Below are 17,122 nucleotides of genomic sequence, written 5' to 3' on the forward strand. Positions count from 1 at the left end.
CGCCTGAAACCCTGTCCGATGAGGTTCGTCATGATGCCACGCTCAACTGCATTTGCGGGGCTTACCCTGCTCGCGCTCGCGGTAATCCCGGCCATCGCCCATGCTGCACCCGCCAAAGATCATGAAAAGCCCCGCCACAGAAATTCCATCCCGCCTAAGACCATCGCCCCGGTAAACGGGCCGGCCGAACCGGAAGAGGTCTCGGTGCGTGGTGGCATACGCAGCGCCAATGGCGTGACCAATACGACACCGGGAGGCGGGCTTATGGCCCGTCAGACGAAAGCTGGAGCGCAAAGTGCCATCACACGCGATTTCATCGCCAAACAGGCGCCCACAGGCAACGCTATCGCCATGATTTCCGCCCTCCCCGGCGTGATCTCCGCAAGCACTGATCCGCTCGGCCAATCGAGCACAGCCATGTCCATACGGGGATTGCAGCAGGCAGAAATCGGCTTCGTGTATGAGGGCATACCGATCAATGACTCGATCAATTATACGCCCTATGTGCAGGCGATGGTGGATACCGACAATATCCAGTCCGTGACCGTGGCGCAGGGAGCACCCGATATCGGCGCACCGGTCTATAACGATGTCGGCGGTCTGGTCACGATCGGCCTGCGCGGCCCGCTGGACAGGAGAGGTGGTACGGCAAGCCTGAGCTACGGCTCGAAATCGCTCGAACGCGAATTCGTCCGGTACGATACGGGCGAGATCGGCCATAGCGGTATCAAGGGCTTTGCCTCGTTCTCATCCACGACAAATGACCAGTGGCGCGGATCAGGTGATTTCCGCAAATTCCACGTGGACTCCAAGCTTATCAAGAACTGGGGGGAAGGCAGCAGCGCCGGGCTGACCTTCTCCTACGATAACTGGCAGCAGGCCAATTATCGACCCATGACGCTGGCGCAATGGAAGCAGTACGGCAATTCCTTCAACTACGACAAAACCTACAGCCCTGGAAATACGAACTGGGTCGGGCTGAGGCAGTACCAGCGCCGCTCAACCGTGCTCATTGCTCCAGTGAAGCTCAGGCTCAGTCATGAGCTCACGCTGGAAGTGACACCCGCTTACATGAACTACTCGGAGTTCTATTTCGGTGGCGTCTCCATCGCGAACAAGGGCTCCTATTTCGGTAATCAGCCCATCACGAATTTCAATCTGCCCGACCAGATCAACGGACGCACGACCGCGCTCAGCATCAACCCCGTTCCCCAGAAGACGGGATTCCTCAATACCGCACTGAGCTGGCATCGCGGCCATAACACAGCGCGTCTGGGCTATATCTATAATTATATAGCCCTGGAGGAACCGATCTATTATGCCCCCGTCGACAGGCAGGGCAATATCGCGAACTACTATAACAAATATACGATCTCTCTGCCTGGCGGTCGGCAATATCGAACCTTGGACATGAATTTTGTTCATCAGATGAATGAGATATTCATCGAGGACACACTCAATCTGCTTGACGACAAACTGGTTCTCGAAGCCGGGCTGCGGTACCTGATGATCACCCGCGCCGCCACGAATCTTATCCCCGGCGTCACGCGCTACCGCGTGGGTGCCAGCTACGCTCAGCCTCTCCCCCAGGTCTCGGCGAGCTATCAGATCACGCCGCATGACCAGATCTATATCGATGGCACGACGGCTTATCGCGCACCGGCTTCCGTGCAGGTCTATGGCGAAGTCTTCTCGACCTCAAGCCCGATCCCGGCTTCGCAGCAGCGCTCTCTAATGGGTGAGTACTCGATTGGAGAAGAGATCGGCTACCGTCACTATAGTCTCGTGAATATCTCCGTGTCCCTGTTCAATTACAATATTACCAACAACCAGATCACCTCGTCGCAGTACATCAACGGCATCCCGCTTCCCTCACCCATCGAGGCCGGAGGCAAGACCTCTCGCGGAATACAGGGTGAGATCGGCCTCCGCCCTTGGCATCACTGGAGCCCCTATGTCTCGGCGCAATATCTCCATGCCACGACAGACAACAACATCGCCGTGGCAGGTGATCTTCTACCGACATGCGGCAAGCGTGCTGTTCAAAGTCCGGCATTTTCGGCAGCTCTCGGGCTTTCCTACGATGACGGCACGATATTCGGCAATTTTCTTTTCTCCTATGTCGGCTCCCAATACGCGACGATCATGAATGACGAGAAAATCCCGGCTTACGAAACGGCAAATATCACGCTGGGCTACCGCCTGCGTCAGCTCTGGTTCGCGAAACATCCGCAGCTACAGCTCAATGTCGTGAATCTGGGGGCTAAGAACTATCTCTCCGGATTCCAGAGCATCTCGAACAATGCGAAGCCGACAAAAGGCATCTACGGCACCACGATTGCGGGCTCCTCCCCGCTGTATCTCAGTGCGGGCGGTATTGCCGCTATCGCATCCCTGACCACCGGTTTCTGATTTCAGCCTTTCAGGAGTTTACCTTCCCATGGCCAGACCGTTTCTCGCCCGGCTTGCTGTATCCACCATCCTGTTTCCTACCATCGTCATCAGCGTGTCGCAGGCTCATGCCGCCTCATGGCCGAGCGGTCCGGGGAGCGGTCAATGCAAGGTGACCAAACGCAGCGATGTCGCGGCAAAAATGCGCGACGGCACGATCCTGCGTGCCGATATCTACACACCGATGACTGATAAAAAGGTACCGGTCCTCCTCATGCGCACACAATACGGCAAGGAGGCAGCTCAGGTTCAGCCCTCACGGTATGAAAGCCCTCAATGGTTCGCCTCTCACTGCTATATCGTGGCTATCCAGGACATACGCGGCCAGGGCAAGTCTTCCGGCGTTTTCTATGAATATCGTTACGACCGTGATGACGGCTACGACACCGTGCAATGGGCCTCCACCTTGCCCGGTGCCGATGGCCAGGTCGCGATGTATGGGTCCTCTTATGTAGGGGCCACGCAATGGCTTGCAGCAACCGCAAGCCCTCCGGCACTGAAAGCCATCATCCCGTCCAACACGGGCGATGATTACTATGACGGGTGGAGCTATGAGGACGGTGCTTTCCGTCTCGCCTTCATTGAACCATGGATGCTGGATACGATCGCCTCATCGGCTGCTGCAAACCGGGGTGACATAGCCTTGTCCAAGGCCCTCTACGCCGATGGTAAGAACCCTTCGACCTGGATGACTTTCCTGCCTTATGGACGTTTTCCTCCCCTGCATCCCGACGATCCGAAGGTCGCACCCTATTTTTTCGATACGGTCGCCCATCCCACGCGCGATGCCTACTGGAAGGCATTCGAGATCAGAACCCATTACGACAAGGTCAAGATACCGGTACTCGCGTTCGATGGGTGGTATGACTCGTTTCTGACCGGGGCGATCAACAACTTCAATGGTATGCAGCAATCCGGTGGCTCAGAGCAGGCCCGCCATAACCAGAGGCTTGTGATCGGCCCCTGGGAACACATCGCCTGGGGACGTCCCGAAGCGATCGTGAGCCCGCGGCTCAAGGATATCGGTCCGGTAGCCAATAGTCCCGTCAATGAGCTGACCGTGCAGTTTCTGGACCATGTGCTCAAGGGTCAGGCAAATGGGTACATCGACGGCCCCCATGTCGATTACTTCACCATGGGGGAAAATCGCTGGCATGAGGCTGACAGTTTTCCCGTTAAGGGAACAGCCTATACGACTTGGTATCTGGGGAGTAAGGGGCGCGCCAACGCCTCAATGGGTGATGGAACGCTGACCCTCCAGAAGGAGAGCAAAGCCCCGAACGATCACTTCCTCTATAACCCGGCCAACCCGGTGCCGAGCCTCGGTGGCCATTCCTGCTGCTCGTGGACAGGCGGACCGCAAGGCCAGTTCGACCAGTCTGCAATCGAGCAGAGGCCCGACATCCTTGTCTACACAAGTGCACCTCTGACCGAACCTCTGAATGTCACCGGTCCGATCACTGTCACCCTGTTCGCCGCGACAGACGCCAAGGATACCGATTTCACCGCGAAACTCGTCGATGTGTTCCCGGATGGGCGGGCCATCAATCTGAATAACGGCATCATCAGAGCCGCCTATCGACTGTCACTCGAGCATCCGACGCCCATCACGCCCCGCGAGATCACTGAATATCACATCAAGATCTGGCCCACTTCCAACCTCTTCAAACTCGGCCACCGTATCCGGCTGGAGATATCGTCCAGCGACTATCCTCAGTTCGCACCTAATCTGAACACGGGTGAACCATTGGCGACTGCCGCCAAAGGCGTGATTGCCAATCAGATCATCTGGCACGACCCGAAACATCTCTCGTCAATCACTCTGCCCGTTCTCTCCACCGCCCTTGCAGGGCCGGGCCTGGATCACGCCCCGCTTCATTAAGATCCTCACGAGGTTATTTTCGTCAGGCGACGTGCTCGAGTGGCTCGTCGCATCGCAGCCAGGCTAGACCGTGACCTGACAGGTCAGGTCAGGTCAGTCAGCTGGCCGGATCATGCACAGCGTTCAAACGGGCGAGGATCTGGCCAATCACGCGTCGGGAAGTCGCGAGATCCTCTTCGGGGATGCCATGCGTAGCATCCTCCTCGATCCCGCGCGACAGACGCAGCACCTCGTCGAGGCGTGCGAGGCCGAGATCGGTGATCTTTACATAGAATGCCCGACGGTCCTCCTCATCGGGCTCCCGGGTGATGAAAGCCTTCTCCTCCAGCATACGCAGGATACGCACCATCGAGGATTTATCGAGCAGCAGCGCTTCCGCAATCTCCTTGGGATGCATGGGGCGACCATGACGCTGCAATTCGAGCAAAGGCTGCCAGGTCGCATCGGTCAGATCATGGGGCCTCAGCCCGGTATCGAGGATCTGGCGCCAGCGTCTGGCAATCAGCGCCATGAGGCGCCCCATCGTCATGCTCTCGATCTGGTCGGTCATCAGGGAGCAGCCTCCGACAGATCGTCGGGGGCGTCATGGGTCAGATCGAGCTGCCCTGTGGCATGCGCCAGCGCCGCCGCCTTGGTGAAGGCCTGGGCAATGCTGACAGCCAGTGCTGCCTGAGCCTCGAAAAGGGCCGCAGCAGCAGTCGAGGCATCGGTCATGGTCCCCACGCCATGGCCGTAGGCCTGGCTCGCCCCCTCATTAGCCGTACGCGCCGCGTCGTTGAGCACCTGCGCCGATTTGACCTGGGCCAGGGCGGTCTCGAGCGCATCCTGGCTATCGGCAACCTGACGCTCGACGCTCAGCCGATCCTTCAGAAGTGTGGCCTTCGCTGCCTCGCGCTGGGATTCGGCCATATGAATGGCGTTGGCCCGCAATCCGCCCTGATAGATCGGCCAGCTCACCTGCAGGAAAGCACCCGCCTCAGGCTGGGCAATGGCAGAAGCCGGGGCGGAGCGTCCCGTACCATAGGTCTTGAGTGCCCCCAGATAGCCCGACATCGTCCCGGCAAAGGAAACGCGCGGCATCAGCGCGGCTTTTGAGGCCAGAAGCGCCTCATCGGAAGCCCGCAATCTGGCAATATCGGCCAGCAGATCGGGACGCGAGGCCAGAGCCTGATCGACCAGATGCCTGATCTGCTCCGGTGCGCTATGAGGGAGGCTCTGCGCGGGCATCGGGGCCACGCCGAGCGCCAGCGTGGCGGGCAGACCTGTCACCTCCAGCAGGGCGTGACGCGCGCCATGCTCTGCATCGATTGCCTTGTCGAGGTCGAAACGCGCCTGGGCCAGGTTACGCTGGGCCGTCGCCACATCCACAATCGTGGCCTCGCCATGGGCGTGACGCGATTGCGCGGCATTCAGGAGCAGCGTCATGTTGTCCACTGCGTGATGCGAAGCCACGACAATGGCCTGTGCGGCCTGCTGGCTGTGATAGGCGCTGATCACATCAAGGATGAGTTGCTGGTGAACGGCCGAGAAACCGAAATTGGCTGCCAGATTCTGGTATTTCGCCTCATCGATCTGGGCGCGTGTCCTGCCGAAATCGAGCAGCAGGTAATCGAGCTCGAGTTTGGGAAAGGCCGCAGCCCCATTCGAGGTCAGGTAACCGCGCTCGGAAAGGTAGTTGGGCAAGGGCAGCGCCATACGCTGGAATCCCCCCATGGCGGAGAAGGTAAGCTGCGGAAGCATGGCCGCGCGTGACATGCCTACCGAGATGGCCGCCTGACGCGCGGATTCCCAGGCGATGCGTGTGCGCGGGTTGTTGCGCTCCGCCAGATCGATCAGCAAGGGGAGCGACAGAGCGTGATCCTGTGTCTCGGGCAACGCAATACCGACACGACCCGACGGCGAAACACTCCCCTGACCCTCGGTCCGGGCACCGGCTTCCATCATGGGGTCGCGTATGTCGGGGGGCAGGCTCAGCCCCGTCGCGCTGCGTGGATGCCAGGCGCGGTCGGCCCGCTCCGGCGCCAGATCACGTGTGTCATTGCACCCTGACAGAACGGCCGCGACCAGAAAGAGAGGGAGAACATGTCGGGTCATCAGAAAGCGCAATCCTGCATATCGGGTCATCATCCCTGCCTCACAGACAGGGTGGAATCGGGGTCGTAGCTCCGGACAATCTGCCTCAGCCGCTCATCGAGCAGACCGAACCAGACCATGCGCTGCGGATCATGGGCCATCAGGGGCAGGGCAGGCAGGCGCAGTTGCAGATCGAGCCCGTCACGACCGTCTTCGAGCCATTGCGCCAGTTCGTCGAGCCAGAGCCTCAGGGTTTCCATATGGGCGCGCGCTGTCTCATCCGGGTCACGCCGCACATCGGAGATCACCGCAACCGGGATCGACAGGAGCTGGATATCGCCCACCAGTGGCAGGGTGATATCCGGAATGAAGGCATTGCCCTTCAGGCGCTCTTCCTCGAAGGGTGCATTACGCAGGGCGGTACGCGTCGCGGCGATGGCGCGTCCGAACTTCTCGCGCTCCATCTCCTGAGCAATATCGACCGCCCCGTCGGGATGCGCGCGGCGCAGCACGATCAATTGACCCAGTTGCCGCACTGCCCCAACAAGATGGGCGCGCGCCACATGGGTTGCGCTCACGGGCCACAGGGCAGCCGCCATCAGATAGACCACGACATTACCGATCAGGATGCCCACCACGCGGTTGCGCGCCGTCTCCATATCGAGCGTCGGGCCATAGCCCTGCAGAATGGTCATGAAATAGGCCATGGCAATCTGCACCCCGGCATAGGAGATGCGCTCACTGCCGCTCTTGATCCAGCCGGCAAAGGCCGCCACCGGAATCACGACCAGGATCAGATCCAGACAATCGGTCAAGGCAGGCATGAGCAGCAGGATTGTCCCGATGCCGAACACGGCACCGATCATGGCCCCCACAACGCGCAGGAGCATCTTGTGCACGGAGTCGCCAACCGTGCCGAGCGAAACAAGAAAGCACGTGACCACGCAGGTCTGTATACCCGGCCAGGACGTGAAGCGGGTGATGGCGTAGCAAAGCACCACCGACAAGGCGATGCGAATGGCGGCCTGAGGATAGGCCGGGTTGGTAAAGGCATCAGGTTTGAAGAAGCTGCGCGCCGCCGCCTTCATTTCAGGGGCAAAGCTTGCCGCTGTGGTTTCGGGACGGATCAGCAGGCCATGAATGATGGTGACGCTTCGTATGAACTCCTGGGCCAGTGGGTAGAGGCGCGGATTATCACCAAACTCCATGGCCAGGGCTTCAAGTTCATCCGGGTCGAAATCGATGGCGGGAGCGCGCTCGCGCCCGTGGCGATAGACCAGCCCGCACTGCGCCACGATCTGCCCCATACGATGCAGGAAACGCGCCCCGGCGGCTTCGCCCAGCCCGCTCCAGGCCACGACGATCATGACCAGACGCGCCGTATTGCGGATCATCGCGAGACCCACATGACGGCTGGTGATCTCGGGATGCAGCTTCACGCCCAGATCATGATACTGGCGCAAAAGCGCCACGCCCTGAGCAGCCAGCGCCAGAATGGTCTGCATCGTGGCGCTGCCAGGTAGCGCACCAGCCTCGCAGGCTTCGGAAACTGCATCGAACCGTCTGGCCAGCCCCTCACGCAGCATGGTGAGCGGATCATGGCCAGCCAGACGATTGGCCACCACGATGATTCCCAGTGCGATGACAAAGACCGATCCTACCCAGAGCAGCGTATGAAGCATCGCCTCTTCAGGTGGCATGAAGGCGGAATCCGGTACGGCGCTATCAGTCGTATTGCCGATGAACCCGTCGAGCGAGCCGCCGATCGTCTGCAACATATCGGCACTCATGCCCATATAGACGATCCAGAAAAGCAGGATATTGGCGAGCTGCCCCATGGTCATGGCCTGGGACAGAAACCCGGCGGCCAGTGTCATGAGCAGCATGAGCGGCAGGCGCAGCCCCGGTTCTGAGAGGCTCAGCATCATCAGGATGATCGTGAGCGCGGTACCTGCCACAATCATCGCGCCACCCATCAATGCGGTGCTGGTATTGGAGGCCGCGTCATTGCCCGACAGAAAAAAGCAGATAAAGACGAGCACCGGCAGATCGGGCACGCGAAACGTCTCACCGATCAGAATGGTCACGATCACCTGTGCCACCAGAAGCACCGTATTACGGGCACGCCCGGGGACAGGGGCCATTTCCTTTTTCAGAAATGCGTAAGTCGAGGGCGGCTGCGTGTGCCATGAGCGCCGCAGCGCGACAACGCCCCCCTGTCCGGAGGGGGTCATCGCATCACGACCACAACGACGGTCGCTCCGATACGCATCAGATCGGTTGGCGGGTTGTCCAGACGGATACGCACCGGAAAACGCTGCGCAATCCGCACCCAGTTCAGCGTTCTCGGCACTTTGGGCAGGCCATTCGCGCTTGTGCCCTCATCAGGCACCACCCCGACATTCAGGCTCTCGAGCGTGCCCGTGATCGGTGTGCCAGGCTGGCTCATGGCATAGACCCTGACCTTCTGCCCCACGGCCAGACCCGCCAGCTGTGTCTCGCGAAAATTCGCGATCGCCCACCAGATCTCGGTATCGACAAGGGTAAAGACCGGCTTGCCCGTCGTGGCATATTCGCCCGCTGCGATGTTGAGATCGGTCACGATCCCGTCGCAGGGGGCCCGCACCGTGGTCAGACGCAAATCACGTTCGGCTTCGCGCAGCTGCGCCTGGGCTGCCGCCAGATCGGCGCGCAAAGGCGCGACGCTGCGCACGGCCTGCTTCGCAGCCAGCGCCGATTGAAGGGATTGCTGCAAGCTGGCCTCGGCGCTGCGTGTCTCGGTACGCGCCTGGTCGAGGGCTTCACGGGTCACGAAGCCCTGTCGCGCCAGAGGGGTGAGCCGTCCTTCAGTGGCCTGAGCGAGGGTCAGGCGCGCGCGCGCGCTCGTGACAGCGCTCGCCTCGGCCCCTGCATGGGAGACCTGCGAACTGACCTGGCTGGTTTGTACATCGATCTGGGCCTGGAGGCCCTCAACCTGCGCCCGGGCGGCCTGAACGCGGTAGGTGTAGGGCTCGGGATCAATCACATACAGGATCTGTCCGCGCTTCACCTTTTCATTGTCATGGACCGGGAGAGAAACGATACGCCCACTGACCTCAGGCGCCAGATGCACAATATTGGCCGCAACATAGGCATCTTCCGTTCGCGGGCGACTATGTAAACGATCCAGCACGAGGAAACCCGTGATCACACAGGCTGCGAGCGACAGGATCAGCAGCGCGATCCCGCCGATACGGGAGGGGAGAGAGTTCATGTCAGCGCCGCCTAATGACCGAAAAACAGGAGCCAGACCACGAAGGTAATGGCGACCATGAAGGCAAGATAGGTCAGCATCGGCGCTGGAATGGCCTGCTGCCAACCCAGAGCTCCCACCACTGCGCGCAGCAGCGCCGCAGCCACCGCGCCAAGTGCGACGCAAAGCATCCAGGATGGAAAGAAGGAGCCCAGTACATCCTGCAGGGGTGCTCTTGTACAACCACTCAGCCCAATGGCCGGGAGCAGCAATACCCCGCGCGAAAAGGGCGAGGATCGGGGGGCGACAGGGTCGGTCATGATGCTTCTATCGGGCTTCGAAAAACGGAGCCCAACCGAAGCACGGATATGGTTTACATATCAACCATATAATCGGCCGAAATCCTGGTGTCTCTCGCTTGTGATGAGAAAACACGGCTCTTCACAAAGCTGAGGGACCGATTGATCGTGCGGGGGATGAGGATCCAGGAATAGTTGCCGCCTGAGAGCACTGCGTCCAGTCACCCGAGAAGCGTCACGGACGGAACCCGATGCGCTTTCGGCCTTGAACGCTCTGACAAGCAGGTGTCAGAGAAAACAGTCGAACCGGAATTTTCGAGGATGATGGTGGAGCCAATCGGAATCGAACCGACGACCTCCTGAATGCCATTCAGGCGCTCTCCCAACTGAGCTATGGCCCCGCCGTATCAAGACCAGCCTCTTGGGTCAGGCCAGTGGCGCGGGTATAGCGGGGGGCTTGATGGCTGACAACCCCCTAAAACAAGATTTTCTTGCTATCCCTCAATCACGCCCAGATCGCGCAGTACTGCCAGAAGAGGAAGCCGTGGCAGACCCAGAATGGCGTCATAATCACCCTCTATCTTTTCGAAGAGCTGTACACCCCGCCCCTCCAGACGGTATGCGCCGACACAGGATAAGAGTGCCTCGCCTTCTTCCGCCAGATACCGCTCCAGGAATGCGTCGCTGAAGTCGCGCATGGTCAGACGTGGCGTCACAAGATGCTGCCAGAGCTTTTTGCCATCATGGTACAGCACGGTCGCCGTCTGCAGATGATGCGTACGCCCCCTGAGATACTGGAGCTGATGCCGCGCCTCTCCAAGGTTTTCCGGCTTGTCGAAACCGACGCCATCGCACTCCAGAATCTGATCTGCCGCAATCACGAAATCGGCGCTCATAAATTGCGGATTCGTTGAAAACTCTAGAGACTTGGCATTTGCGAGCGCCAGAGCGATGGCGCCGTGACCCTCGTTTCTCGCCCTCATCGCGTCACGCAGTACGGCCTCATCAAATCCCACCGGACAGGACAGGACATCGAGCCCTGCTCCACGCAGCAAACCAAGCCGGGCCGTTGATCCGCTGGCCAGTACAAGCCGCGATTGACCGGGATTCGTGCGTTGCGACTCCATAAGGGGCTCCTTCTTTCAGGTCGTTGAATGAGTACCGTCAGTACTGGGGTACATGGGGATTGTACGGGGTTCGTCGGAGAGGCGTACCGAGTACCGTGGATTGTACTTTCTTTCGCAGAACCAGTGGGTTGTACACAGCCCTTCTGTGGGTATTTCGGGATAAGCTTCGCAACCGCCTCAAACCAAAGGCTTTATCGTTTGTACACAGTGTTGGTAACTCGGGGTACGTTTTCGGAAAGATGGGTACCCCGTCATCCACAGGGATCAACCTATCCGACAGGATATCTATCTTTTTTCTTTTATGGTTATTGGTCGGTATGGATCGCGAAATCACCCCTCAGCCCAAGCCTGCAAAACCGCTCCTGCGTGTCCTCCAGGGAGAGGCTGTCTGGCCCCCTCCGGTCTGGCTCATGCGCCAGGCAGGGCGTTATCTGCCCGAGTTCCGCGCCGAACGTGCCAAGGCCGATTTTCTTACCCGGTGTACCACGCCAGACATCGCGGCCGAGCTGACCCTTCAGCCGATCCGTCGCTATGCGATGGATGGCGCCATCCTGTTCTCCGATATCCTCGTCCTGCCATGGGCCATGGGACAGGATCTGAAATTCATCGAGGGGCGTGGCCCCGTGATGGAGCCGATCCGTAACCGGGAGGCGCTTAAGGCCCTGTCTCCTGCACGCGTAGCCGAAACCGTCGCGCCGATCCAGGAGACATTGCGGATTCTGGCTCGTGAACTGCCTCAGCCCACCACGCTTCTGGGCTTTGCCGGCAGCCCGTTCACCGTTTCCTGCTACATGGTCGATGGAGGTTCCTCGCGGGAATTCGGCGTCACCCGCGCCATGGCGCTTCAGGACCCGGATCTCTACGGCGATCTGATCGCCCTGCTGACCGAGGCCACCACCACCATGCTGATCGGTCAGATCGACGCCGGCGCCGAAGCCGTCATGCTGTTCGACAGCTGGGCCGGCCTGTTGCCCCCCTCTCAGTTCCGCAAGCACGTCATTGCCCCGACCCGTGCCATCGTGCAGGGCATTCGTGCAGCTCGCCCGGGTGTGAAGATCATCGGCTTTCCCCGTCTCGCCGGGCTGATGGCGCTGGAATACGCCCGCGAAACCGGCGTGGACGCCCTGGCCTGCGACACTTCGGTCGATATGGCCCGGATGGCAGCTCTCTGCCCCGACACGTTGGCCCTTCAGGGCAATCTCGATCCCATCATTCTGCGCAATGGCGGACAGAGCCTGATCGACGAAGCCCATGCTGTCCGCGATGCGCTGAAGGGACGGCCTCATGTGTTCAATCTCGGTCATGGCGTCATGCCAGACACCCCACCCGAGCATGTCGAGGCGTTGGTCGACGCCGTGCGCGATATTGGCTGATCGGCCATGAGCGCTTTGTCCCCCCATGCCCTCTCCGCCTCGGGCCAGCTACGTCTCGTGATCTTCGATTGCGATGGCGTGCTGATCGACAGCGAGCTGCCTTCATGCCGCCTCGTGGCCCGAGAGGCGCGCGCGCGCGGCATCGAACTGAGCGATGAGGCGGCGCTGGAGCGTTTCGCGGGCAAGGCGCTCGGACAGGTGAAGCGCGAGCTCGAGGCAGAAACCGGGTGCGATTTGGGTGCCGATTACGTTCAGATCATGCAGGACAAGCTGGTCGATCTGATGCGTGACGAGGCCGCGACGATCGACGGTGCTAAAACCATGCTCGCCGGTGTGCGGGCCTTGGGCGTGCCGTTCCGGGTGGGATCGAATTCCTCCTGGCCCGAGATGGAGGTCAAGTTCGCCCGCGTCGGTTTCACCCGCTTCTTCCCGCGTGACCGGATCCATTCGGCGCGCGACATGATGCGGCCCAAACCCGATCCTTATGTCTTTCTTCAAGCTGCCGAACAGGAAGGCGTCGAACCGAACCAATGCGTCGTGATCGAGGATTCGGACACGGGCGTTCAGGCCGCGCATGATGCGGGGATGGCTTGTATCCTGTTCCGTCCCGAAGGCCCTGCCCCGGCTCTCGACTGGCCGGGATTGGAGCGCATCACGCATCTTGACGCGCTGGTGCCCCGTCTCGCCCGGGCCTTGCAGGAGCAGGCACGATGAACGCTTTCCTGCCCTGGTTTCCGTGGCTGAAAGTTGTGCATATCCTGGCGTTCACCTCCTGGATGGCCGGGAATTTCTACCTGCCCCGGTTGTTCGTCTATCACACCCAGGTAGCGCCCGGCTCGCCCGAGAGCGTGCGTTTCCAGATTATGGAGCGCCGCCTGCTCCGTGCCATCATGACGCCTGCCATGATCGTCACCCTGCTTTCGGGCGCGGCACTGGCCTCTGTACCCGGCGTGATCGACTGGTCCGCGCCATGGTGGTGGGTCAAGCTCTTCACCGTGCTGCTCCTGTGCGGCTTTCACGGCTTCTGCACCCGTTGGCGCCGTGACTTCGCTGAGGATCGCCGCCCGCATCCGGAACGGTTCTATCGCATCGCCAATGAAGTCCCGACCCTCCTGATGATCGTGATCGTCATCATGATCGTTGCTCGTCCTTTTTCCGGGTGAGATGCAGGGCTCTGCCCTGCACCCGCGAAGGGACAGGTCCCTTCGATCCCCGCTTAATCAAACAGGTGTCCAGAGGATGACTATCCTCTGGCGGGGTGGGGGGCAGAGCCCCGCATCGGTCCAATCCCGCAGGGCTCTGCCCTGCACCCGCGAAGGGACAGGCCCCTTCGATCCCCGCTTGATCAAACAGGTGTCCAGAGGATGACTATCCTCTGGCGGGGTGGGGGGCAGAGCCCCACTTCGATCCGTTCCCGCAGAGCGCTGCCCTGCACCCGCGAAGGGACAAGTCCCTTCGATCCCCGCTTGATCAAACAGGTGTCCAGAGGACGACTGTCCTCTGGCGGGGTATGAGGCAGAGCCCCACATCTCTTATGCCTTGGCGAACCGCCGGTAGGTGAAATCCCCATCATGCCCCGCTTGAGCGGCTTCCTGCACCAGAACGTGCCGGTCTGAGCGGGCGCAGACAGGATCTGTAGCAGCGGCGTCGCCGGTCAACGCGAGGGCCTGACAGCGGCAGCCGCCCCAATCCACTTCCTTGAGGCTGCAATTGCGGCAGGGTTCGGGCATCCAGTCCGTACCGCGAAACAGGTTGAAGAGGGGGGAGTCCTGCCAGATGGTGCCCAGGGCTTCTGTCGCGACGCTTGGGAAGGTGATGTTCGGGATGGTCTCTGCGGCGTGGCAAGGCAACACCTTGCCAGAGGGGGTGATGTTCACGAAGCGCTGGCCCCAGCCGCCCATACAGGGCTTGGGCTGATCGGCGTGATAATCGGGTGTGACGTAATCGATGGCGAGGCTGTTACCGAAACGGGCGCGCGCCCTGACGACGGCCTCGGTCGAGGCTTCGAGCTGGGCGGCCGACGGCATGAGCAGATCGCGGTTTTTCAGGCCCCAGCCATAATACTGGGTATGAGCAATTTCCACGCGACCGGCGCCGAGGTCATGGGCGAGGTCGAGCATGGCAGGCACGCGCGCCACGTTCTCACGATGAACGACGAAATTCAGCGTGAGCGGGATGCCGCGCGCCTTGATGAGTCGGGCGGCGGCAAGTTTCTTTTGCTGAGCACCGCGCAGACCGCCGATACGTTCCGCGCCTGCCTCGTCGACATCCTGGAAGGAAAGCTGGACATGATCGAGTCCGGCCTCATCGAGGGCGGTAAGCGTGGCCTCGGTGATGAGGACGCCAGAGGTGATGAGATTGGTATAGAGATTGAGCGAGCTGGCGTGGCGCACCAGCTCTGGCAGATCGTGGCGCGCCATGGGCTCGCCGCCGGAAAAATGCACCTGCAGAACGCCTAGGGCCGCGGCCTCGTCCAGAACACGCAGCCAGTCCCCGGTTTCGAGCTCGACGGCCCGTCTTTCGAGATCGACGGGGTTGGAACAATAGGGACAGGCGAGCGGGCAGCGATGGGTCAGTTCGGCCAGCAGGCTCATGGGCGGCGGCGCAAAACTCATGCGCCCAGCACTTTCTGGTCGAGCAGAGAAGCGAGAAGGGCCTGCACATCGGTGGCAATGAGGTCACGCGGGGCCTGATAACTGGCAGCAAGATCGTCGATGATTGCGCTCAGGGGGCGCGCGCCATCGACGAGCCGCAGAATGGCGGCCGCGACAGGGTCGGCAATGAAGGCTTTTTCCGGCGCCTGGATCAGCCAGACATCGCGAACGCGGTCATGCTGGAGGCGATGACCGCGGGTGAATTTCAGAACGCTGGTTTCGGAAACGCTCACGCGGTGAAGGCCTCTGGTGTATGGGCTCCGGCGAAGGCGCCGGGGGCGGGATGACCTTCCATATACACATGCTGCAGGGCATCGAGCATGGTCCAGAGCACGTTGCATTTGAAAATCAGCGCATCGATGACTTCCTTTTGCTGCTCGGCGGTGCGGGCGTGTTCCTTCACATAGGCCAGAGCAAAATCGGAATCGCGCGGGGCCTGGGTCAGTCGTGGGGCGAAATAGGCCAGGGTCTCTTCGGAAATGAAATCGTAGTGACGCAGCATGCCAGAGACGCGCTCGCTGATGATCGTCGGCGAGAAAAGCTCGGTCAGCGATGAGGCAATGGCGGCTAGAACCGAGCGGTCGCGCACGTAATGCACATAGGCCTCCACGGCAAACCCTGTTGCGGGCAACATGCCCTGCAGGCTCTCGACGTACTCGCGTGACAGACCCAGACCGTCGGTCAGCTTCAGCCAGCGGGCGATGCCGCCCGTGCCGGGCTCATTGCCATCATGGTCTTCCAGACGGCGGCGCCATTCGCGGCGCAGTTCGGCCGTGGGCAGGCGGGCGAGCAGGGTCGCATCCTTTACCGGGATCGAGGCCTGATAATAGTAGCGATTGAGTGCCCAGGCCTGGACCTGGGTGCGGTTCAGCTTGCCATCATGCAGGGCGCGATGGAATGCGTGACGGTTATGATAGCGCGCGGCGCCAATCTCACGCAGTCGGGCTTCGAGGGCGTCGGGGGTCAGAACCGTCATGAATTTTCTCCCAATGTCAGGTGCAGGCCATCTTCACCGATGGTCCAGCCTGCTTCTTCCGCCATGCGCCTTTCCGGTGAGTCCGGAAGGAGAACGGGGTTCGAGTTGTTGATATGAATGAAGATGCGATGAGATGGCGCGTCATGAAGCTGCGCAATGATGCCATCAGGGCCGGACATCGAGATATGTCCCATGCGTAGCCCGGTCTTGGGGCTTAGCCCGGCACGGATCATCTCGTCATCGCGCCAGAGCGTTCCTTCCATGAACAGCGCGTCGGCATGACGGATGCGCGCACGGATATCAGGGGTAAGATCGGCGCAGGCAGGCAGAAAGACCATGCTATGCCGCCCGTCGCTGAGCGTGAGGCCGATCGTCTCGCCTTTCTGGCTTGGCAAGTGTTCGGCATAGAGCGGCGCCTTGCCGGGCACGTCGAACGCCGTGAGCGTGAGGCCAGATGGGGTTCCGTCCTTGTTGGGGAGCGCGATAGGGACGTCGCCGTCGAGCGGCAGACGCGGCACGATTTCCCGGTTCACAGCCTCGAAAATCGGGTTGGCGTCAAGCTGGGAGAGCGTTGCGGGAGTGCCATAAAGCCGGAACGGCTCGCGCTCGCGCAAGGTGAGCAGGCCGGTGATGGAGTCGATTTCACCATTGGTCAGGACCACGCCCTGTATGGGGGTGGAGCGTACGCCCTCCTGCGCCTGCAACTCGGGTGTCGCGAGGATCTGCGCCCGCAGATCGGGTGAGGCATTGAGCACGAACCAGTGCCGGCCATCGGCGCTTACCGCAAGAGAGGCCTGGCTGCGCGACGGGATCTCGCCCGCGCGGGCAGCGCGGCAGGCGGGTGCATTGGAGTTCCATTGCGGAAAGCCGCCGCCTGCGCCGCTCCCCAGAACGATGATGTGAAGCATGGTCGGACTCGGTCAGATCAGAACAGGCGCAAGCGCACCGGTTCGGGACGGGTCAGCCTGAAAACAGAGGCCCCGATGGGGCAGGCCAGAAACGACAACAGCCGCACGAGAGGTGCGGCTGTTGCTGATATGCATAGCGGTGAGAAG

General features: G+C 60.8%; 15 protein-coding genes and 1 tRNA gene. 5 read left to right on the forward strand and 11 right to left on the reverse strand.

Annotation, left to right across the window (positions count from 1 at the left end):
• Positions 1-30 precede the first annotated feature (30 nt).
• Positions 31-2,412, forward strand: coding sequence for a TonB-dependent receptor (locus tag C0V97_RS00515; protein WP_233581842.1), 2,382 nt, complete (start codon positions 31-33; stop codon positions 2,410-2,412).
• Between the two features lie 28 nt (positions 2,413-2,440).
• Entirely contained in the window at positions 2,441-4,333 is a 1,893-nt protein-coding gene (locus C0V97_RS00520) for a CocE/NonD family hydrolase (protein ID WP_127099664.1), read from the forward strand.
• 97 nt (positions 4,334-4,430) lie between these two features.
• Here C0V97_RS00520 and C0V97_RS00525 read toward each other — a convergent pair whose 3' ends face one another.
• From C0V97_RS00525 to C0V97_RS00555, 7 genes are all read right to left on the reverse strand, one after another.
• Positions 4,431-4,883, reverse strand: coding sequence for a MarR family winged helix-turn-helix transcriptional regulator (locus tag C0V97_RS00525; RefSeq protein WP_127099666.1), 453 nt, complete (start codon positions 4,881-4,883; stop codon positions 4,431-4,433).
• Positions 4,883-6,427 carry a TolC family protein gene (locus C0V97_RS00530; RefSeq protein WP_158625311.1) on the reverse strand — a complete coding sequence of 515 codons (1,545 nt, stop codon included), beginning with the start codon at positions 6,425-6,427 and terminating at the stop codon, positions 4,883-4,885. The genes C0V97_RS00525 and C0V97_RS00530 overlap by 1 nt, the downstream gene beginning before the upstream one ends.
• Before the next feature lie 29 nt (positions 6,428-6,456).
• The gene (locus C0V97_RS00535) at positions 6,457-8,550 is read right to left on the reverse strand and encodes an FUSC family protein (protein ID WP_158625312.1); all 2,094 of its coding nucleotides are present in this window, start codon (positions 8,548-8,550) and stop codon (positions 6,457-6,459) included.
• An 86-nt stretch (positions 8,551-8,636) separates the two neighbouring features.
• Positions 8,637-9,659, reverse strand: a complete 1,023-nt coding sequence (locus C0V97_RS00540) for an efflux RND transporter periplasmic adaptor subunit (RefSeq protein WP_127099672.1) — start codon at positions 9,657-9,659, stop codon at positions 8,637-8,639.
• Between the two features lie 11 nt (positions 9,660-9,670).
• Entirely contained in the window at positions 9,671-9,958 is a 288-nt protein-coding gene (locus C0V97_RS00545) for a YtcA family lipoprotein (protein ID WP_127099674.1), read from the reverse strand.
• Between the two features lie 304 nt (positions 9,959-10,262).
• A tRNA-Ala gene (locus tag C0V97_RS00550) sits at positions 10,263-10,338 on the reverse strand.
• A gap of 93 nt (positions 10,339-10,431) precedes the next feature.
• Positions 10,432-11,064 (reverse strand): nucleoside triphosphate pyrophosphatase, encoded by a 633-nt coding sequence (locus tag C0V97_RS00555; RefSeq protein ID WP_127099676.1) that lies wholly within the window; start codon positions 11,062-11,064, stop codon positions 10,432-10,434.
• Positions 11,065-11,381: 317 nt separating this feature from the next.
• Between C0V97_RS00555 and hemE the strand changes: the two genes are divergently transcribed.
• Genes hemE through hemJ form a run of 3 tightly spaced genes read left to right on the forward strand, consistent with a single transcriptional unit; the run spans position 11,382 to position 13,600 of the window.
• Entirely contained in the window at positions 11,382-12,437 is a 1,056-nt protein-coding gene (gene hemE / locus C0V97_RS00560; protein ID WP_233581844.1) for a uroporphyrinogen decarboxylase, read from the forward strand.
• 6 nt (positions 12,438-12,443) lie between these two features.
• Entirely contained in the window at positions 12,444-13,151 is a 708-nt protein-coding gene (locus C0V97_RS00565) for an HAD family phosphatase (RefSeq protein WP_127099680.1), read from the forward strand.
• On the forward strand, positions 13,148-13,600 hold the full coding sequence (gene hemJ, locus C0V97_RS00570; protein ID WP_127099682.1) for a protoporphyrinogen oxidase HemJ: 453 nt from the start codon (positions 13,148-13,150) through the stop codon (positions 13,598-13,600). Before C0V97_RS00565 ends, hemJ begins: the two co-directional genes overlap by 4 nt.
• 369 nt (positions 13,601-13,969) lie before the next feature.
• Here the strand turns inward: hemJ and pqqE are convergent, their stop codons facing one another.
• From pqqE to pqqB, 4 genes are read right to left on the reverse strand one after another with little or no spacing between them, the layout of a single operon-like run.
• Positions 13,970-15,052 carry a pyrroloquinoline quinone biosynthesis protein PqqE gene (pqqE, locus tag C0V97_RS00575; protein ID WP_127099684.1) on the reverse strand — a complete coding sequence of 361 codons (1,083 nt, stop codon included), beginning with the start codon at positions 15,050-15,052 and terminating at the stop codon, positions 13,970-13,972.
• Complete coding sequence (gene pqqD / locus C0V97_RS00580) at positions 15,049-15,324, reverse strand: pyrroloquinoline quinone biosynthesis peptide chaperone PqqD (RefSeq protein WP_233581852.1); 276 nt, start codon at positions 15,322-15,324, stop codon at positions 15,049-15,051. Before pqqD ends, pqqE begins: the two co-directional genes overlap by 4 nt.
• Positions 15,321-16,067 (reverse strand): pyrroloquinoline-quinone synthase PqqC, encoded by a 747-nt coding sequence (pqqC, locus tag C0V97_RS00585; RefSeq protein WP_127099688.1) that lies wholly within the window; start codon positions 16,065-16,067, stop codon positions 15,321-15,323. The genes pqqD and pqqC overlap by 4 nt, the downstream gene beginning before the upstream one ends.
• Positions 16,064-16,975 carry a pyrroloquinoline quinone biosynthesis protein PqqB gene (gene pqqB, locus C0V97_RS00590; protein WP_127099690.1) on the reverse strand — a complete coding sequence of 304 codons (912 nt, stop codon included), beginning with the start codon at positions 16,973-16,975 and terminating at the stop codon, positions 16,064-16,066. The genes pqqC and pqqB overlap by 4 nt, the downstream gene beginning before the upstream one ends.
• Positions 16,976-17,122 lie beyond the last annotated feature (147 nt).

This window comes from Asaia sp. W19 (genome assembly GCF_003994335.1).
GTDB lineage: Bacteria > Pseudomonadota > Alphaproteobacteria > Acetobacterales > Acetobacteraceae > Asaia.